This is a genomic window from Pseudoalteromonas sp. Scap06, from assembly GCF_013394165.1.
In the GTDB taxonomy this organism is placed as follows: Bacteria; Pseudomonadota; Gammaproteobacteria; order Enterobacterales; family Alteromonadaceae; genus Pseudoalteromonas.
Genome location: NZ_CP041330.1, coordinates 2,356,484 through 2,374,467, shown reverse-complemented (window position 1 = coordinate 2,374,467; position 17,984 = coordinate 2,356,484). Strand labels below are relative to the sequence as shown.

Here is a 17,984-nt window from a genome sequence, read left to right as displayed (position 1 = left end):
TTCTTCGTATACCTGAATGATGTTTATAGTGTGTGGCTAAAATAACCGCCAGCGCCGCTTTTTTTGTCTATTTTGATACACCCATTGTAGTTTAACTTCGCTTACAGCAATCACTTGTGATGTATTACTATCAAACAGCTCAAATGAAATGCTCTGGGTTGAATCAAAGGCGTAATTAAGTGAGCCTTGTCGCTGTTTAAGCCAGCACTGCATAATGTATTTTGAAGTCGCATCGCGTAAACAATAATTTCCTACCTCTGGTTGCTGCCACGATAAGACAACATCGGCATAACATTGACGCCCTTCACGTAAGGCTACACAGGTATCGGGAACAGCAGTAAGTTCACTGGGTGGTTGTGTAGTGGCTGCAAGCAAAGAGCCCGAATATGTAAACAACAAACAGTAAAAAAATCTAAAGTACATAACGCAGGCCTACCTTGGCTTTGTGTTGATATCCTTGGGAAATAATTGGGCTGTCATCAATTTCTTTTGAAAACCAAGTGGTTAACCAGCCTGCTAAAAATACCCAATCTTGATTGATGGGGTATTCGGCATGAAATTCAAACATAATACTGGTACTGGCATCGGTACTATAAATAGGGCGTGCTGCGTTTGCTTCATCGCTATCAATACCAAAGTAATAGTTTGTAAAATCAGCAGAGTAGGCACTTAAGCCAATACCGGAGCGAAACTCCCAATTGCGCCAAGGTTGAATATGGCTGAAAAACACATTGGCAACCCAACCATTATGAGCACCGCTTATATCATGTAAATATTCAAATGAAACTTGTGAGTTTTCAAATCGGCGTGTTAATCGAAGGCCGGTGTCAAAATCATAGTTACGCTTTTTTATACCACGCAGTGGATCAATTATTCCGTCGTTATAAAAGCCTAAACCTTGTTCATCAAAACCTGCTTGAATGTTGGTGCCTAATAAATCAAGACCCCAATCATATTTGTTAATTAAGCTATAGCCTAAAACAAGTCCACCGCTGAGCTGATTATGGTCAAAATCTAGATAAAAATTATCGTAAGAAACTGCAATACTCAAATCTAGTTCTGCACCAACATCATAGGAGTTCATGCCAACTAAATAAGAGTCTTCAATGTAATAACCTGCGCCAGCGCTCCAATCCCAGGCAAACCCAGTGGTGGGTTCCAAAGTGTTATCGGCATAGTAACGATTACTGGCGCTGCTTTGGGCACTAAAAATAGCGGCAACTAATAAGGCCGCACAACCAAAAGACTGTTTAAGAGAAGTATACGTCATCCTTGGAACCTTAATTAGAGTTTGCTAAAGAGGCTAGGGTCTGTTGACCTTTGCGGATTAAAATTTGTTCAAACTAGGGGCGGTTTAATCGCGGCGCGAAGTTTGTAACCTAGTGGGCTAAGTAAAAACCGAGCAACAAAGAGTAAATCGCCCCTAGGCAGAACCCTTCGGGCAGCGTCTGTTTGGCATTGATGCTGCGTTATCGCCTATTTATGGGGAGCAACCACACCACAAAGACTCTGCCTTGTCTAAATACCAAACAGAGTGCTGCAAATTTAACCTTGAAAGGTCAACAGACCCTAGTATATTGTCAAACTCTTAGCTAAATCTGTAAAAAAATGTAGCGGTCGTCCTAACAACTACTGAACTTTAATTTTATCAATAAGAATACTGCTTAAGTAAAATTGCATCATAGGTGTTAGAGCACTTATTTCGGTGCGTGTACATGGCCCATTTAATTTAGTTAAACGACTTAATTTTGTAATGGTTTTATACGCAGGGGCCGTTACTTCATTATTAAGCTCAGCTCGTTTTAGGCGAGCCTGTTCGGTGTTGTGCTTATGTATAAATGCAACAACTTCTAGCTCATTAGTGATCTTCTTTTCTTCGCTAAAGCTATAAACAAGGGGTTCACGATGGAAGCTTGCACTATCAATTGATGATTTAGCAAACCACACCACATCGCCCGATGCTTTGTGAGTAAGTCGCATACTAACTTGGGCTAATATATTGGCGCATTGTTGGGACGGAAATTGCTGGGCTACTTTTGAAAATAATGAATATGGTTTTTCTGGTTGCGCTAGGGTGTACTTAGCGTCATCTATAAATTCAAGATCAACTTGATGAATTGCTAACGTATAATCGCTATTCTCGCTAGTGGTCACCTTAAGCTGTTTATCAATTAAGGCTTGGCTTATTTGAGAGACCAAAGTGTCGGTAACACTTGCACGGTCTACGATTACTCTAACAGTTTGATTTTTTTTCACGTTGTGGGCGGGTAATTGCACCGACTTCACTTTTGGTGAAGCATGCTCAGCTTCATACTTTAACTGGTAAGTTTGGCTCTTGAGCATAGGCTTTGCAGGCATAACTAAAGGTTCTGCGGGTTGTTTAACGACAGCACAACCTGACGCTGATATTATAAAAAGTGATACAACTAAAAAACGCATAAATATTTTACATCCACTCAAAAGCCATTAATCGGACATATTGTACGTTAGTCCGAGTAAAAGTTCATGATATTATAACGGTTGATTATGACTAAAAAAGAAAAATTAGCTAAGAATGAAGTATTTTAACACCTTACCCTTTTACTTTTTTGCCGTGCTCCTTATCGGGACGCATTTACAGGCGAGCGCAAGCACAGATCCTGATTGGGAAGCATTTGTTAAAAGTTATGGACGCTATACAGAAAAAAAACTAAAAATAAAAAAAATCCCAGGAGGGGCGCTATCCATTGTCAACTCACAAGCGCGTGACTACATCCATACTATGGGTAATACAAAGGTGCGCGGTGGGCAAAAAATCAACCCGCACACTCGATTTCGTTTAGCCTCCGTATCGAAAACATTTGCAGGGTCGTTAGCGGCTAAACTCGCAAATGAACAGCGGCTCAATCTTTATTTACCTGTTAGTTATTATTTACCGGATTTTAAGCAAACTGGCTATAAAGATGATTTAAAAGTTTTTCATATTTTAAGCCATTCTAGTGGTCTAGTGCCTAACGCTTACGATAATTTAATCGAATCGCGGATGGGTTATAAGGACATTGTTGAAAAACTATTGAGTGTTAAACCCATTTGTGACCCTGGTGATTGCTATGGCTATCAAAATGTAATGTTTAGCTTAATAGACGACGTAATTTTAAAAAGTACCAACAAAACCTATACCCAGTGGCTTAATGAGGCGTTTTTTACTCCCCTAGAAATGAATGATGCTAGTTTGGGTTACGATGCCATGGTGCAGGATAATAACTATGCACACCCTCACGTGCGTGGAAAAAAACGTTGGTATAGCGCCCGCTTAAAAAAGAATTATTATAAAGTTGCACCCGCGGCAGGGGTAAACGCCAGTGCGTCAGATATGGCTATTTGGTTAAATGCGCAATTAGGGCAATATCCATCGGTATTATCCTTAGATGCATTGGCCACGCAAACACGCCCTTATACTCATACTAAAAAAGAACGCTACAGACGAGTATGGCGAGAGCACATGAACGAAGCCTACTATGGGCTAGGCTGGCGTGTGTATGACTATGATGATGAAACGCTTTATTATCACAGTGGTTGGGTGCAAGGCTACCGCAGTGACTTAGTGGTTTTTCCGCACTTAAATGTAGGGTTTAGTTTAATTTTAAATGCAGAAACTGGGCTCATTAATGAGCTTACTACGGAGTTCATAGACCGTTTATTGGCATACAAACGAGGTAAAAAACAATGAGTACATTGATAAAATCAGCATGGGCAGTATTACTATTACTGCTGTGCCACCCTGCTTTTTCTGCGCCTGAACAGCTTTATTTGTTTCGTCATAGTGAAAAACAAACAGGCAATGATCCATTTTTAACAGAGCGAGGGCAAGTACGTGCTGAGCATTTGGTTTCGCTAGTTAAAGCCCATCCAGACATTACGTTATACAGTAGTAACTATAACCGAACATTAAGTACTGCAGCGCCTTTAGCTAGGTATTTTAATGTTAAAGTTATAACTTATAATGCTGCTGATTTAACGACATTGAAAAATCAGTTGTTAGCACAAAATGGTGTTGTGGTGGTTGTAGGGCATAGTAATACCACACCGCAATTGGCTTCGTTATTGAGTAACCAAACTATTGAAAATATGAATGAGGGGCAGTTCGGGCACTATTATTTGCTGAGTAAGTTTGAGGATGGTAACTACAGAGCAAAGTTGCGAATAATGGATTTTTAATTATATATAAAAAAACCAGCCACGGCTGGTTTTTGTATCATTTATAACGGATTGTTAGCCGCGAGGTAACTGAATTTTTTTCTCAGGGCTTTGACGGTAAAGCACAATCGTATGGCCGATTGTTTGTAGTTTGGTAGCTCCTGTTTCGCGAACTATGGCATCAAAAATAAGCTTTTTTGTTTCACGATCGTCAGTTGGCACTTTCACTTTAATTAATTCGTGAATTTCTAGTGCGCTTTGGATTTCAACTACTACGCCTTCGGTTAAACCGTTAGAACCTAGTAAAACTACAGGCTTAAGGCTATGTGCCTGACCTTTTAAAAACTGCTTTTGTTTGTTTGATAATGTCATGATATTACAAATTTTGCTGAATATGGCTTGAATTAAGGGTATTCTAACGCCATCTAGAGAATATTACTAATTAGTTGCGTGTTAATTTATGACAAATAAAAAACAGTCAGCCAGTTCACAGCGTTGGCTTAAAGAACATTTTGATGATAAATATGTTCAAGAAGCGCAAAAAAAAGGCTGGCGCTCTCGAGCTGTTTTCAAATTAGACGAAATCCAAAACAGAGATAAGTTATTGCGTCCAGCAATGACAGTGGTTGATTTAGGCGCAGCCCCAGGGAGTTGGTCACAATACTTAGCAGAAAAAGTAGGTGACAAAGGCCAAGTGGTTGCGTGTGATATTTTACCTATGGATTCATTAGCGGGTGTTGACTTTTTACAAGGTGACTTTCGTGAAGAGGCCGTACTTGATGCATTGTTAAAACGCATTGATGGTAAAAATGTAGATGTGGTATTGTCTGATATGGCACCTAACATGAGTGGTAATAACTCGGTTGATCAGGCGGGGAGCATGTACTTGGTTGAGCTTGCACTTGATATGTGCCACCAAGTTTTAAAGAAAAATGGCGCGTTTATTGTTAAAGTATTCCAAGGTGAAGGCTTTGATCAATATTTGCAAGATGTACGTAATAGTTTTAAAGCAGTGAAGATACGTAAACCGGATGCCTCGCGTCCCCGTTCTCGGGAAGTATATATAGTAGCGACTGGATACAAACTGTAGTACAGTTGCTTGGCGTTTAGTTGAATTTAAATTAATTGGATACAAGAGGTTAACCCCTTGAGCGATATGGCGAAAAATCTAATACTCTGGCTGGTTATTGCAGTTGTGCTTATGTCAGTATTTCAGAGCTTTAATGGCGGCGATCAAGTTGATCGTCAAACAAGTTACAGTCAATTTGTTAAAGATGCCCGCAGTGGCTCTATACAAGAAGTGTCTATTGAAAGTGGCAGTGGCACAATTACTGGCATAAAAAATAGCGGCGAGCGTTTTCAAACGATTATGCCGATCTATGATAAAGATATTTTAAATGATTTGTTAAAAAGCGATGTAAATGTCAAAGGTGTAAAACCTGAGGAACAATCGTTTTTAGCAAGTATTTTCATTTCTTGGTTCCCTATGATTCTGCTAATTGGTGTGTGGATTTTCTTCATGCGTCAGATGCAAGGTGGCGGTGGCAAAGGCGCCATGTCATTTGGTAAGAGTAAAGCCCGCTTAATGAGTGAAGATCAAGTCAAAACGACTTTTGCTGATGTAGCTGGCTGTGATGAAGCCAAAGACGATGTAACCGAGCTGGTGGACTTTTTACGCGACCCATCTAAATTCCAAAAATTAGGTGGCAGTATTCCTAAGGGCGTACTTATGGTCGGTCCTCCTGGTACAGGTAAAACATTACTTGCTAAGGCGGTTGCCGGTGAAGCAAAAGTGCCATTCTTTACTATTTCAGGTTCTGATTTTGTTGAAATGTTTGTGGGTGTAGGTGCATCACGTGTACGTGACATGTTCGAACAAGCTAAAAAAGCAGCGCCCTGTATCATCTTCATCGATGAAATCGATGCAGTAGGACGTAAACGTGGCGCAGGTATGGGTGGCGGTCACGATGAACGTGAGCAAACGCTTAACCAAATGCTAGTTGAGATGGATGGCTTCGAAGGCAATGAAGGTATTATTGTTATTGCTGCGACTAACCGTCCGGATGTTTTAGACCCAGCATTACTTCGCCCTGGCCGTTTTGATCGCCAAGTTGTGGTTGGTTTACCAGATATTCGTGGTCGTGAACAAATTCTAAAAGTACATATGCGTAAAGTACCTTTAGGTGATAACGTTGAAGCGGCAGTGATTGCTCGTGGTACACCTGGTTTCTCAGGTGCAGATCTTGCTAACTTAGTGAATGAAGCGGCTCTTTATGCAGCACGTGGTAATAAACGTGTTGTTAGTATGGCTGAATTTGACGCTGCAAAAGATAAAATCATGATGGGTGCTGAACGCAAGACCATGGTGATGAGCGAGCAAGAAAAAGAAATGACAGCTTATCATGAAGCAGGTCATGCCATTGTTGGGCGTATGGTTCCAGAGCACGATCCTGTTTATAAAGTATCTATTATTCCACGTGGCCGTGCGCTAGGTGTGACGATGTATTTACCAGAGCAAGACCGTGTTAGTCATTCAAAAGAGTTACTTGAGTCTATGATCTCTAGTCTTTATGGTGGCCGTATTGCTGAAGCCATTATTTATGGTGAAGACAAAGTAACTACCGGTGCAAGTAACGATATCGAACGTGCAACTGACATTGCTCGCAAAATGGTTACACAATGGGGGTTAAGTGAAAAGCTAGGCCCATTACTTTATGCTGAAGATCAAAATGAAATGTACATGGGTGGCGGCGGTGGTCGTTCTATGAGCATGTCGGATGAAACAGCAAAAGTAATTGATGCAGAAGTACGCTTGTTTTCAGACCGCAACTATCAACGTGCAGAATCAATATTGAAAGAAAACATTGATATTTTGCATGCCATGAAAGACGCACTGATGAAGTATGAAACCATCGATGCCAAACAAATTGATGACTTAATGGCGCGTCAGCCAGTACGTGAACCACGTGATGCGCATGACCGACATGAAGCTAAATCAGAAAAAGAAGATGTTTCTAAAGATAAAGCTGTTGATGAAATACAAAAACCAACTAGCGAATCTAAAAACGACGACTCTAAAAAAGATGAATCTAAAAAAGATGAAACAAACCTTGATGATAAAGCTGAATAATCGTTAAAATAACAAATCCAAAAGCCCCGAATTTCGGGGCTTTTTTGTATCAGTTTGCTGTAATTAACTCAAATTACACTTAACAAACACATATTAAGGTTAGCGATGAATAATAAAATTAACCTTGCACGTGGTCGAGCGCTTGATCTCAGCGAACCCATTATTATGGGAATAGTAAACGTTACCCCTGATTCATTTTCAGATGGTGGCCAGTTTTTTAATATTACAGCTGCACTCAAACATGCAATGCAATTACTTGATGACGGCGCGACTATTTTAGATATCGGCGGTGAATCAACACGTCCAGGAGCGCCGGATGTCACTCTTGAAGATGAACTGCAGCGCGTTATTCCGATTATTAAGGCTATACGTGAGCAAAGTGATTGCGTTATTTCAATCGATACCAGTAAATCCGAAGTCATGCGTCAAGCCATTGAAGCTGGTGCGGATATTGTTAATGATGTGCGAGCATTACAAGAACCTAGTGCATTAGAGGTGGTTGCTCAGTATCCTGACGTGGTCGTGTGCTTAATGCATATGCAAGGACAACCGCGAAGTATGCAAAACGACCCTCACTATAATGATTTAGCAAGCGAGATAAATGACTTTTTTAACCAGCGCATCGCTGCATGCGAAACTGCTGGTATAAGACAAAGCCAATTAATATTAGACCCTGGTTTTGGCTTTGGAAAAACACTTAAACACAATTATCAAATATTGTCTCAATTTAATGACTTTGCCCAGTTTGGCTTACCGCTGCTGGCGGGTTTATCACGTAAGTCAATGATTGGTAATTTACTCAACAGAGATACAGAAAATAGATTAGCTGGTAGTTTAGCTGGCGCATTAATAGCAGCACAAAACGGTGCGCATATTATTCGTGTGCATGATGTAAAAGAAACCGCAGACGTGCTTGGCGTATATCAAGCCTGCAAACAAGGAGTACTTTAATGCAAGAAAGAAAATATTTTGGCACAGACGGTGTGCGTGGTCTAGTTGGGCAAGGGCCTATTAATCCAGAATTTGCAATGAAATTAGGCTGGGCTGCAGGGCGCGTATTATCACAACATGGCACAAAAAAAGTCATTATTGGTAAAGATACTCGTATTTCTGGTTATATGCTTGAAACTGCATTGGAGTCTGGTTTAATTGCAGCCGGTATTGATGTTATTTTGCTTGGTCCTATGCCAACGCCTGCCGTTGCATATTTAGCGCAAACGTTTCGCGCAGAAGCGGGTATTGTGATTAGCGCATCTCATAATCCTTATTACGATAACGGCATTAAGTTTTTTAATGGCCAAGGCTTAAAACTAGATGATGTTGTAGAGCTGCAAATAGAATCCATGCTTGATGAACCAATGACATGTGTTGCCTCTGATAAGCTAGGTAAAGCAACACGCCTATCAAGCGCTGATGGCCGCTATATTGAATTTTGTAAAAGTCAGTTTCCACAAGGTTTATCACTTGAGGGGCTAAAAATAGTCCTAGATTGTGCCAACGGTGCAACGTATCACATAGCGCCTTCAGTTATGCGAGAGCTAGGCGCTGAGGTGATAACCCATGCATGTGAGCCTAATGGGGTAAATATTAACCATGAATGTGGCGCAACTCACGTAGATACACTAAAGCGTAAAGTACTTGAGCATAAAGCGGATGTAGGTATTGCCTATGATGGCGATGGCGACCGTGTAATGATGGTAGACCACAATGGCCGCGTATTTGATGGTGATGATTTAGTTTACATTATTGCCTGCCAAGCTGCCCAAGATGACAACTTAGGAGGGGGGGTTGTTGGTACTGTCATGTCTAATATGGGTCTTGAAAATGCCTTAAAAGCAAAAAATATTGCTTTTGCTCGTAGCAAAGTGGGTGACCGTTATGTGATGGAACTACTGCAGCAAAAAGGTTGGAAAATTGGTGGTGAGAGCTCAGGCCATGTTTTAAATTTAGACTTAATTAGCACTGGCGATGGCATTATTTCAAGCTTACAAGTGCTTGCTGCTATGGTGGCTCAAAACCGTACACTTCAAGATTTAGGCGCTGGATTTACTAAGTACCCAATGAAAATGATTAACGTGCGATACACTGCCGGTACCGATCCAACTCAAGCACCAGAAGTACTTGCTGCAGTAGCTGAAGTAGAGCAAAGCTTAGCAGATAAAGGCCGTGTATTACTTCGTAAGTCAGGTACTGAACCTGTTGTACGAGTGATGGTTGAAGCAGAACAAGAAAAAATAGTTATCGATAGCGCACAAAAAATAGCAGCGGTTGTCGAATCTATGAGCAAACAAACTGATTGATAACAATAACCTCTTGTAACTTTGGGCGAGTCGAGTTAATATCTCGCCCGCTTTCTAATGTGGAGTGGAAAAATGGCAACACGCAAGGCGATGGTCGCGGGCAACTGGAAAATGAATGGTTCATTAGAACTTGTTGAACAACTGTCTGATGCTATTAACGATGTTAAATCTTCTGAAGTAAGCATTGTTTTATTTCCTCCGTTTCCACTGATATCAGCAATGGTCGCCAGTGGTGTAACTACTGGGACACAAACTGTTTCAGAGAATACGCCAGGTGCCTTTACTGGTGAAGTAGATGCCCAGCTAATTAAGCAATTAGGTGCAACATATGTACTGGTTGGTCACTCAGAACGCCGCAGTATATATAAAGAAAGCAACGACACCGTAGCGGCAAAATTTGCTCGCGCACAACAAGTAGGTTTAACGCCTATTTTATGTGTTGGAGAGAGCGAAATAGAGCAAGAAAACGGGCAAACAGAACAGGTAGTTGCTGCGCAGATTGACGCAGTAATTAATAAATTAGGTGTAGCAGCACTGAAAGAATCTGTGATAGCATATGAGCCCGTTTGGGCTATAGGCACAGGTAAGACTGCATCGCCTGAACAGGCACAAAGTGTTCACAAATTTATCCGTGACAAGATTGCTTCACTAGACAGCGATTTAGCACAAGGGCTAACCATCTTATATGGTGGTAGCGTTAATGAAAAAAATAGCGAATTATTATTTGCACAAACAGATATAGACGGCGGCCTAATTGGTGGCGCCAGTTTAAAAGCAGAATCATTCACTGCTATCTGCAATAGTGCAAAAGGGACCGTATAAGATGTACGAAATTTTATTAGTAGTGTATTTAATTGTAGCGTTAGCGCTTGTTGGTATGGTTTTGATCCAGCAAGGTAAAGGCGCTGACATGGGCTCATCATTTGGTGCAGGCGCATCGTCTACTGTTTTTGGTTCTTCAGGAGCCGGTAACTTTATGACGAAAACGACAACAACTTTAGCAACGATCTTCTTCGTGTTAAGTATTGTTTTAGGTAACTTAACTGCCGGTCAAATCAAAAAGACTGACGAGTGGGAAAACTTAGAAGCGGCTCCAGCTGTTGAAACTGTGACGCCAGTTGAAGAAGATGTTCCGGTAACATCTACAAAAGAGCAAAGCTCTGACGTACCAAATTAATTTAGTTTAAATTGTTAAGTCGCTCTCTTTCCTCAAGTTAGCTTTAAGACTTAACGCTAAGCAATAGCTTAAAAAATGCGGATGTGGTGGAATTGGTAGACACGCTACCTTGAGGGGGTAGTGCTTTCGGGCGTGGGGGTTCAAGTCCCCCCATCCGCACCAAATATAAAAACCAGTAACAGCAATGTTACTGGTTTTTTTGTGTCTGAAATTTAAAATATTAAACAACTCTTTTTGGATTAATGTTGAACATTGAGTAGAACACTCTATATTTCAATTGTTGGTGTTTATAAAAGAATATTGTTGTATATTTAATTTTATGTACAAAAAACGTCGAAAGTTAAAAATAAAGTTAACATTTTTCTATATTAAGCCGATAATAACTATAGATAATTAAACGGGGTAAATTAATATGGCTTCAGGTTTCTCTTTTAAAAACCTCAGCATTACTAAAAAAATACATGCAATTACATCTATAGCGATAATCGCATTCTTAGTAATTGTTTTGGTTAATTACTTTGCTATGAACGAAAATCGCATATCACTTGATGAAATGGAGAAATCTTCTTATAAAGTAGCTAAATTAACCTTGGCCAACGTAAGCATTTTAGAAAAGTTAGATGAGTTATACACTCAGGCTGTAACCTTTGGCGAGCAAGAGTTAGTAACAAAAGCGAGTGAAACTTATCAGCGGCTCATTTTGAATTTGGACGCAATAGAAACAATTAATGGATCATATATTGATAGCGACACAAAAACGCGGCTGAAAAATTATGAAAAGATATCTGCAACTATCGCTAATGGCATGGTTAATGGCACGGCTGATTTTAGTAAAATACAACAACAGGCGCAGCTTAAAACAAGCCTTTTCGAGGCGGTTTTAACCAGCTTTAAAAACGCACAACAAAAAGCAGATGATCGCTTTTTCCAGCTAGTTGCCAATACAAAAGCACGATCAGATGATGCGCTTAATCTAATGTTAGTTGTGGCGGTTGTATCATTAGTATTGCTTTTGCTTATGGCTATTTGGATTGCACGTAATATTGGTTCATCAGCCAGTGATGCTGCTAATAACCTAAGTCTTTTAGCAAGTGGTAAAGGATCATTAAGCACCAAGCTTGCTGTTAACTCAGAGGACGAGATTGGTCAGGTATCTATAAACTTTAATGCTTTTATTAGTCTGCTGAGAGAAACCGTTTTAGAAGTTATCGCGGTATGTGAACCGCTAATGGAAAATTCAACCCGTCTTGTGCAAGGGATGGAGCGAGCAGAGCGAGCAACCACTAAACAAACCACCGATGCAGATGTTGTTAAGCAGTCGATGGAAGAGATGAAGCAAAGCGTTGGCGATATTTCACAATCAGCAGCGAGCGCATCTAATGCTGTGCAAACAGCAGAAAAAGAAGTAGATCAAAGTCGTGTACAAGTCAAAATGTCAGTTAATGCGTCGCGTACGTTAAGCGATGAAATTAATATAGCGGCCAACACCATTAATAAATTAGCCGATGACACTAAAAATGTATCGCAAATACTCAATGTAATTACCTCCATTGCCGAACAAACAAACTTGTTGGCGTTAAATGCTGCAATTGAAGCTGCGCGTGCAGGTGAGCATGGTCGTGGCTTTGCTGTGGTAGCAGATGAGGTCCGCGAGCTTGCATCACGCACAGCACAGTCAACTAATGAAATTCGTGAGTTACTAAGTACATTAAGTGTGGCTGCCAATGAGTCAGTAACGGCTATGACTTCTGCAAGAGACATGGCCACAGATAATGCCAGTGCAGCAGAGCAAACCGGTGTCTCGATTGAAAAAATAGCAGAGCAAATACTAGAAATTAATGGGATGAATTCGCAGATTGCAGCAGCAACTGAAGAGCAAACCTCTGTGGCCGCGATGGTAGTAGACAACGTATCGAATATGCATGTTTCATTTGAAGATACGATGAGTTCACTCAAAGCGGTAAGAGATGTGGCAAAAAACTTACATTACCTTTCAGATAATCTATTAGATGCAACTGCTAAGTTTAAAATTGAGTAGTCGTTAAGGCGAAACTTTAAGGTTTTATGACGGTTGTAAATAATAGGCATAAAAAAGCCCGCAACAAAGTATTTGTTACGGGCTTTTATTTTTAATTTAGCAGGTTAATACTTACCTACTACTTTAACTTTATCACTTGCTTTGGCGCTGTCTATATAGCCAATTGCATCAGCATTAGCAGCTACAAAATCAATCACAGCTTGGTCATTATCAAGTTTACCTGGAGGCGTGCCTTTGCCAGTAAAAACTAGCTTTGACCAATAAGCATTTAATTGGCTGCCTGATTTGCCAACAAGCTTGTCGTTAAACTCATCTGCCACTGCAGTACCATTTTGGTTAACAGGGTTTACTTTGGTACCATCAGCAAACGATTTGCTCTTGCCAAGGTATATTTTTTTAATATCATCTTGGCTTATTGCATTGGCATTCGCTGGGTTAACGATTACTGCAACTTCAGCAAATGCTGCAGTACTACATAGTGTTAGCATGCTGGCTAAAATTAATTTTTTCATTGTTCGCTCCAATTAAAATACTAAATCAACGCCAACGGCGATAACATCAGTTTCAGTATTTGATATGTCGTTTTCGAAGCGACTAAAATCTACTTTTAATGCTGCCATTGGGTGGAAGTCATAGCGCGCACCAATGGTGTATACATTACTTTGGGCACGAGTACCTTCTAAGGCTCCATTTATTGCAGCATTTAGAGTCGGCACTGACTCTATAGCATTAAACCTTGATGAGTCATGCTTGTCGTCATTATCTTCATAAGTAAAATGAGCTATGACGTTATCCATACGATACCCAATAGAAGCGTAATATTGAGACTGCTTTGCTAATATACTGTCTTTAACTTCAAATTCGGTATATTCAGCGTCAAATAGAATATTGTTGTAATCTATTGAAATGCCAAAACCTAAGAAGTAGCTATCATCTTCATTTATTGAAATATCGTCAGCTTGAGTCGTTAATCCATTTTGGCGCAATATATTTTCTAGGGCGTTTATTTGAACCCCCGCTAGATCATTCTCATCTTTTTGCCCAAGTTTCATAGTAGTGTCTGTTACAAGGTAAGCTGCACGAGCACTAAACCAATCATAAGAGAGTGTCCAGTTAATACCTGCTACATCATCTAACTCTGCTTGGTCGTTATAAGTAACTGCTACTACATCACCCTCAAAGCCACCGTAGATAACCTGTAAAGTTGAATCCCAATCACCTAATTGTGAAGTGTATAACAAACTCAACCCTTCATAGGTTGAAAATGGCAGTCTGTAAACGGATTGTGGTGGACGAACCCAACGATAGGCATAGCCAACATCTAAAAAGTCAGAATAGCGAAAAAATGGTGCGCGCATTTTACCGGCGCTTAATTGTAGCTCATCAGAGAACTCATATGTTATGTATGCCCATTCAAAATCAGCGTCAAAATCATTTTCACCGCGAGCTACTATTTGCGCTGTAGCGGATAACTTCTCTTGCAGGTCAGCGGTCAGCTGAAGTGCAAATACGCTTTCATTTTTAAATGAAATATCATCATCATATCCATATAAAGTTTGATCACTATCGAGTGACTTACCACCGACAATAGAAGCAAACCCATTAATACGAACTTCAGCACTCGCATTGCTTGTGGCAAGTGCGCAACAAATTGCTACTGCAACTGATAGTTTTTTCATTGTGTATCCTATTTAAATTTCATGTGTATCCCGTTGCAGTATAAGATGAGTATTAACTTTTTTCTAATTAAAATTAATAAATTAAGTCCTTTTTACTGCTTTTTTGCAACAAAAAGGCATGGCCGTGATTGAAAAGTAAGGTTTTTTTATTTTCAGGTAATGTAACTAATTGACTTGTTTGAGTTATTTATAATGAGATGATATTTACTACAGTAGGTATTAAGTAGTAATTATTTTTTAAGTTATGAACGCGAATTCATATTTTTTAGGTTGTCTTGGCACCATCGAATTGCCTGCTGTTTATTCTTGACCGCTATTTTTTTATAAATTTTATGTAAGTGCACTCTTACCGTAGCTTCACTTATAAATAAACTATCAGCAATAGCACTGGAATGAAGCCCACTGAAAAGTAGGTTGAGTACTTTAATTTCTTTATCGGTTAGGTTATTTGTTTGCAAAGCAGTTTTTTGCTCTGAATCGAGCATTTGGCGCATCCAAATATCACTGATAGTACGTGGAAACCACAACTCCCCTTGTTTAATTGCTTCTAACCCCCTGTTAAATAGTTCCTCATTGGTATCTTGATAGAAAAGGCCTTTCAAATTTGGCCATTCTTTAAGTGAAGCAGCATCAGTATTTTTAGGAATATTAAAGATAACTAACCCTTGGTAATTATTGGTTTGCATAAAATGACTCAAAAGTTCGTAATTTGTAAGGCTATTGAGTGCTGAATGACAGACTAATAATATGCCGTTATTCAATGTAGTAAAAAATAATGGACTATAATGGTTGTTGTTAAAAAGCATGTTAGCTGATTGCGTGGTCTGTTTTTTTGTCATGCTTTTCACCTAAAAATGATTCTGTAGTATATTTAAATATAAAGGGTGTTTGGATATTGTCATAATCTTAAATAGCTTTAATGTGTTTTTCGCAACAAAGCGCATGTTCAATTAACAAATAATACTGGTGGTAATTAATGTTAAAGTATTAATTTAAAGCTAAATTTGCATTGCTATTTAGGTAAGTTGGCTAAGCTTAAAAAGATAAAAATAAATTTTTACGTAAACTAAAGTTAAATGTACATATTGTAGCGTTTTTGTAATATAATAAACTCCCAGAGGAAAGATGCATCTAACGCATCTTTTTTTATGCCTACAATTTATGTTTACACAGCATAACGCATAATTAAATTAATACCCTTTGGAGAAGACCTTGAAATTACGCACCCTCTCACAGTTAAGTTTAGCGGTTATTGCAGCCCTAACAACTTCCGCAAATGCACAAGAAGCTAAAACGACAGCCAAACAAGACGCGTTTGAAAAAATTGAAGTGACAGCTCGTAAACGTACAGAGAGCTTGTTCGAATCTCCAACTGCGATTACATCAATAGGTGCTAACCTTATTGATAAAGCCAATATGGGTAACTTAGAAGATATTGGTAAATACGTTCCTAACTTAAACATTACTCGTTATGGTGTTGGTAATGCTGCACATGCCTCAGTGTTTATTCGTGGTATTGGTTTGCAAGATCACATTATAACAACCGATCCAGGCGTAGGTGTTTACCTAGATGGTGTTTACTTAGGTCGTCAAATGGGGTCTAACTTATCACTTCCTAATGTAGAGCGAGTTGAAGTTCTACGTGGGCCACAAGGCACACTTTATGGCCGTAACACATTAGGTGGTGCAGTAAACGTAATTACTAAACAACCTGGTGATGAAGGTATTCTAACAACAACCGCTAAAGTGGGCAGTCGTGGTCGAGTTGCGGGTGATATTTACTTTAATAATGCACTAACTAACGATCTAAGCATGTCAGCCAGTGCGTCATACAAACAACGTAATGGGGTAGGTACGGCAGTAAACTTAGCTAACCCTGAAAAAGAAATTGGTGAAGAGCAAGAGTTTAGTGGTCGTATAGCACTTAAATATGAAGCAACTAGTGATTTAGCGTTTACTTTCTCGCTAGATGGCGTTGATAATGAGTCAGGTCAATCACCTTATACTATTGAACTGACAGATTCATTAGATTCAAATGATGTCTTTAATGGCGATTTCCCATTATTAACTGAAGACTTAATTCCTCAAAACCCTGATGATTTAGGCACAACGGTTGCCGGTATTGAGTCAACTTCATATTCTGGTTGGGGTACGTCATTTACAGCTGATTGGGCGATTAATAACACATATACAGCCAAGTTTATCTCAAGCTACCGTACTTCTGAATATGAAGGTGGTTTAGATGATGATGCATCACCACTTAACTTATCTGAGTTCCCAGAAGTGGGCGGTGCAGATCAATACTCTTTTGAACTTCAGCTAAACGCCACGTTTGATAAAATGGACTTTGTATCGGGTCTATACTTCTTTAATGAAGATGGCTTTACTCGCTCTGAAGATTTTGTATTTAGCCCGTTTAATACACCAGATGGTGTGCTAAATGATGGTGTTACTCCTTCATTTGGTGGCTTTGGATTTTTTGAAATAAATCAAGAAACAAACTCATACGCAGCTTACATTAACGGTAGTTACGATTTAACTGATGATTTAACAATCGGCGGTGGCCTTCGTTACTCAGAAGATAAAAAAGATGCGAATGCTATTTTCCCAACCTTCCCTGAGCGTAAAGACATTAGTGCAGACTTTAATGCAGTAACATGGGACGTTAATGCTTCATACCAGCTTAGCAATAATATGAATGTATACGGTCAAGTGCAAAAAGGTTACCAAACAGGTGGTTTCCCACCGCGCCCATTTGGTGGTCCGGATCAGTTTGTATCGTTTGATGAAACCAAAGCAGTTAACTACGAGATTGGTTTAAAGGGCCAGGTACATGAAAATGTATCTATGATGCTTGCAATGTTTGTTACTGACTACACTGATTTAGCACTGCCATTCTCAGATCCAACCGCGGGCGGTGGCTTTGTAACTATCGTTGAAAATGCAGGCCAGTCTAAAGCGCAAGGTATTGAGCTTGAAACCACAATTGCACTAACCGACGACTTTACTATTCGCACTGCAGTAGGTTACTTAGATTCTGAAATTACAGAAGTAGCTGAAGGTGTACAAGGTATTGGTAAAGGTGACTCACCAGCACTGACACCTCGTTGGACGGTGATGGTTGCTCCATCTTACTTTGTTGATTTAAGCAATGGTGGCACGGTTGCATTAAATGCCAACTACTCGTACCGTAGTGAAATGCAAGGTCAGTCAGTTTTCAATAAAAGTGAAACGATTGATTCGCGTGAGCTAGTTGGTTTTAATATTTCTTACACTAATCCATACGGCGATATGGAAGTAACGCTATATGGTGAGAACGTATTAAACGAAGTTTACGATGTAGGTCGCCTGCAGCAAACTGGTTTTGTTGGCGTAATGCGCAGCAATGACCGTAGTGAGTTTGGTTTAAAATTCAAAAAAGACTTTGAACTATAACCCATAATTTACTCTAAAAATAATACAAAAAAGGTAAGCCATGGCTTAC

At 39.7% G+C, this 17,984-nt stretch carries 17 protein-coding genes and 1 tRNA gene; 11 read left to right on the top strand and 7 right to left on the bottom strand.

Translation table 11 applies throughout. The features are described from left to right. Positions 1 to 36: 36 nt before the first annotated feature. The 3 genes from FLM47_RS10990 to FLM47_RS10980 all read right to left on the bottom strand — a co-directional run bounded on the left by FLM47_RS10990 (position 37) and on the right by FLM47_RS10980 (position 2,439). Complete coding sequence (locus FLM47_RS10990; protein ID WP_010387996.1) at positions 37 to 423, bottom strand: DUF3019 domain-containing protein; 387 nt, start codon at positions 421 to 423, stop codon at positions 37 to 39. Then, positions 413 to 1,270, bottom strand: a complete 858-nt coding sequence (locus FLM47_RS10985; protein WP_138605367.1) for a MipA/OmpV family protein — start codon at positions 1,268 to 1,270, stop codon at positions 413 to 415. The genes FLM47_RS10990 and FLM47_RS10985 overlap by 11 nt, the downstream gene beginning before the upstream one ends. Positions 1,271 to 1,629: 359 nt before the next feature. After that, complete coding sequence (locus tag FLM47_RS10980) at positions 1,630 to 2,439, bottom strand: hypothetical protein (protein WP_138608286.1); 810 nt, start codon at positions 2,437 to 2,439, stop codon at positions 1,630 to 1,632. A gap of 115 nt (positions 2,440 to 2,554) precedes the next feature. On the opposite strand from FLM47_RS10980, the gene FLM47_RS10975 reads away from it, so the two are divergent. Both FLM47_RS10975 and FLM47_RS10970 read left to right on the top strand, forming a co-directional pair. Then, entirely contained in the window at positions 2,555 to 3,709 is a 1,155-nt protein-coding gene (locus FLM47_RS10975) for a serine hydrolase (protein ID WP_178956390.1), read from the top strand. Beyond that, positions 3,706 to 4,197 carry a histidine phosphatase family protein gene (locus tag FLM47_RS10970; protein WP_178956389.1) on the top strand — a complete coding sequence of 164 codons (492 nt, stop codon included), beginning with the start codon at positions 3,706 to 3,708 and terminating at the stop codon, positions 4,195 to 4,197. The genes FLM47_RS10975 and FLM47_RS10970 overlap by 4 nt, the downstream gene beginning before the upstream one ends. Positions 4,198 to 4,251: 54 nt before the next feature. Here FLM47_RS10970 and yhbY read toward each other — a convergent pair whose 3' ends face one another. Then, on the bottom strand, positions 4,252 to 4,548 hold the full coding sequence (gene yhbY / locus FLM47_RS10965) for a ribosome assembly RNA-binding protein YhbY (RefSeq protein WP_008112687.1): 297 nt from the start codon (positions 4,546 to 4,548) through the stop codon (positions 4,252 to 4,254). Positions 4,549 to 4,636: 88 nt separating this feature from the next. On the opposite strand from yhbY, the gene rlmE reads away from it, so the two are divergent. From rlmE to FLM47_RS10925, 8 genes are all read left to right on the top strand, one after another. After that, positions 4,637 to 5,266, top strand: a complete 630-nt coding sequence (rlmE, locus tag FLM47_RS10960) for a 23S rRNA (uridine(2552)-2'-O)-methyltransferase RlmE (protein ID WP_010388002.1) — start codon at positions 4,637 to 4,639, stop codon at positions 5,264 to 5,266. Between the two features lie 66 nt (positions 5,267 to 5,332). Continuing rightward, positions 5,333 to 7,306, top strand: coding sequence for an ATP-dependent zinc metalloprotease FtsH (ftsH, locus tag FLM47_RS10955; protein WP_256729743.1), 1,974 nt, complete (start codon positions 5,333 to 5,335; stop codon positions 7,304 to 7,306). Between the two features lie 105 nt (positions 7,307 to 7,411). Beyond that, a complete protein-coding gene (gene folP, locus FLM47_RS10950) occupies positions 7,412 to 8,257 on the top strand; it encodes a dihydropteroate synthase (protein ID WP_178956387.1) in 846 nt (281 codons plus the stop codon). Then, the gene (gene glmM, locus FLM47_RS10945) at positions 8,257 to 9,606 is read left to right on the top strand and encodes a phosphoglucosamine mutase (RefSeq protein WP_178956386.1); all 1,350 of its coding nucleotides are present in this window, start codon (positions 8,257 to 8,259) and stop codon (positions 9,604 to 9,606) included. Before folP ends, glmM begins: the two co-directional genes overlap by 1 nt. Before the next feature lie 72 nt (positions 9,607 to 9,678). Next, positions 9,679 to 10,428, top strand: coding sequence for a triose-phosphate isomerase (gene tpiA / locus FLM47_RS10940; protein WP_178956385.1), 750 nt, complete (start codon positions 9,679 to 9,681; stop codon positions 10,426 to 10,428). Position 10,429: 1 nt separating this feature from the next. Further along, positions 10,430 to 10,783, top strand: a complete 354-nt coding sequence (gene secG / locus FLM47_RS10935) for a preprotein translocase subunit SecG (protein ID WP_010388009.1) — start codon at positions 10,430 to 10,432, stop codon at positions 10,781 to 10,783. Between the two features lie 77 nt (positions 10,784 to 10,860). Beyond that, positions 10,861 to 10,945, top strand: a tRNA-Leu gene (locus FLM47_RS10930). A gap of 250 nt (positions 10,946 to 11,195) precedes the next feature. Then, positions 11,196 to 12,821, top strand: a complete 1,626-nt coding sequence (locus tag FLM47_RS10925) for a methyl-accepting chemotaxis protein (protein WP_024602066.1) — start codon at positions 11,196 to 11,198, stop codon at positions 12,819 to 12,821. A 104-nt stretch (positions 12,822 to 12,925) separates the two neighbouring features. On the opposite strand, the gene FLM47_RS10920 is transcribed toward FLM47_RS10925, so the two are convergent. The 3 genes from FLM47_RS10920 to FLM47_RS10910 all read right to left on the bottom strand — a co-directional run bounded on the left by FLM47_RS10920 (position 12,926) and on the right by FLM47_RS10910 (position 15,339). Further along, positions 12,926 to 13,333 (bottom strand): phosphate ABC transporter substrate-binding protein, encoded by a 408-nt coding sequence (locus FLM47_RS10920; protein WP_024602067.1) that lies wholly within the window; start codon positions 13,331 to 13,333, stop codon positions 12,926 to 12,928. Between the two features lie 12 nt (positions 13,334 to 13,345). Then, positions 13,346 to 14,500 carry a porin gene (locus FLM47_RS10915; protein WP_024602068.1) on the bottom strand — a complete coding sequence of 385 codons (1,155 nt, stop codon included), beginning with the start codon at positions 14,498 to 14,500 and terminating at the stop codon, positions 13,346 to 13,348. 242 nt (positions 14,501 to 14,742) lie between these two features. After that, positions 14,743 to 15,339 (bottom strand): LuxR C-terminal-related transcriptional regulator, encoded by a 597-nt coding sequence (locus FLM47_RS10910; protein ID WP_178956384.1) that lies wholly within the window; start codon positions 15,337 to 15,339, stop codon positions 14,743 to 14,745. Positions 15,340 to 15,712: 373 nt separating this feature from the next. On the opposite strand from FLM47_RS10910, the gene FLM47_RS10905 reads away from it, so the two are divergent. Next, a complete protein-coding gene (locus FLM47_RS10905) occupies positions 15,713 to 17,935 on the top strand; it encodes a TonB-dependent receptor (RefSeq protein WP_024602070.1) in 2,223 nt (740 codons plus the stop codon). The last annotated feature ends 49 nt before the right edge of the window (positions 17,936 to 17,984 follow it).

Bases quoted from the DNA above. Each gene is read 5' to 3' on its own strand.
- FLM47_RS10990 (WP_010387996.1), bottom strand. From the start codon at position 423: ATGTACTTTAGATTTTTTTACTGTTTGTTGTTTACATATTCGGGCTCT.
- FLM47_RS10985 (WP_138605367.1), bottom strand. From the start codon at position 1,270: ATGACGTATACTTCTCTTAAACAGTCTTTTGGTTGTGCGGCCTTATTA.
- FLM47_RS10980 (WP_138608286.1), bottom strand. From the start codon at position 2,439: ATGCGTTTTTTAGTTGTATCACTTTTTATAATATCAGCGTCAGGTTGT.
- FLM47_RS10975 (WP_178956390.1), top strand. From the start codon at position 2,555: ATGAAGTATTTTAACACCTTACCCTTTTACTTTTTTGCCGTGCTCCTT.
- FLM47_RS10970 (WP_178956389.1), top strand. From the start codon at position 3,706: ATGAGTACATTGATAAAATCAGCATGGGCAGTATTACTATTACTGCTG.
- yhbY (WP_008112687.1), bottom strand. From the start codon at position 4,548: ATGACATTATCAAACAAACAAAAGCAGTTTTTAAAAGGTCAGGCACAT.
- rlmE (WP_010388002.1), top strand. From the start codon at position 4,637: ATGACAAATAAAAAACAGTCAGCCAGTTCACAGCGTTGGCTTAAAGAA.
- ftsH (WP_256729743.1), top strand. From the start codon at position 5,333: ATGGCGAAAAATCTAATACTCTGGCTGGTTATTGCAGTTGTGCTTATG.
- folP (WP_178956387.1), top strand. From the start codon at position 7,412: ATGAATAATAAAATTAACCTTGCACGTGGTCGAGCGCTTGATCTCAGC.
- glmM (WP_178956386.1), top strand. From the start codon at position 8,257: ATGCAAGAAAGAAAATATTTTGGCACAGACGGTGTGCGTGGTCTAGTT.
- tpiA (WP_178956385.1), top strand. From the start codon at position 9,679: ATGGCAACACGCAAGGCGATGGTCGCGGGCAACTGGAAAATGAATGGT.
- secG (WP_010388009.1), top strand. From the start codon at position 10,430: ATGTACGAAATTTTATTAGTAGTGTATTTAATTGTAGCGTTAGCGCTT.
- FLM47_RS10925 (WP_024602066.1), top strand. From the start codon at position 11,196: ATGGCTTCAGGTTTCTCTTTTAAAAACCTCAGCATTACTAAAAAAATA.
- FLM47_RS10920 (WP_024602067.1), bottom strand. From the start codon at position 13,333: ATGAAAAAATTAATTTTAGCCAGCATGCTAACACTATGTAGTACTGCA.
- FLM47_RS10915 (WP_024602068.1), bottom strand. From the start codon at position 14,500: ATGAAAAAACTATCAGTTGCAGTAGCAATTTGTTGCGCACTTGCCACA.
- FLM47_RS10910 (WP_178956384.1), bottom strand. From the start codon at position 15,339: ATGACAAAAAAACAGACCACGCAATCAGCTAACATGCTTTTTAACAAC.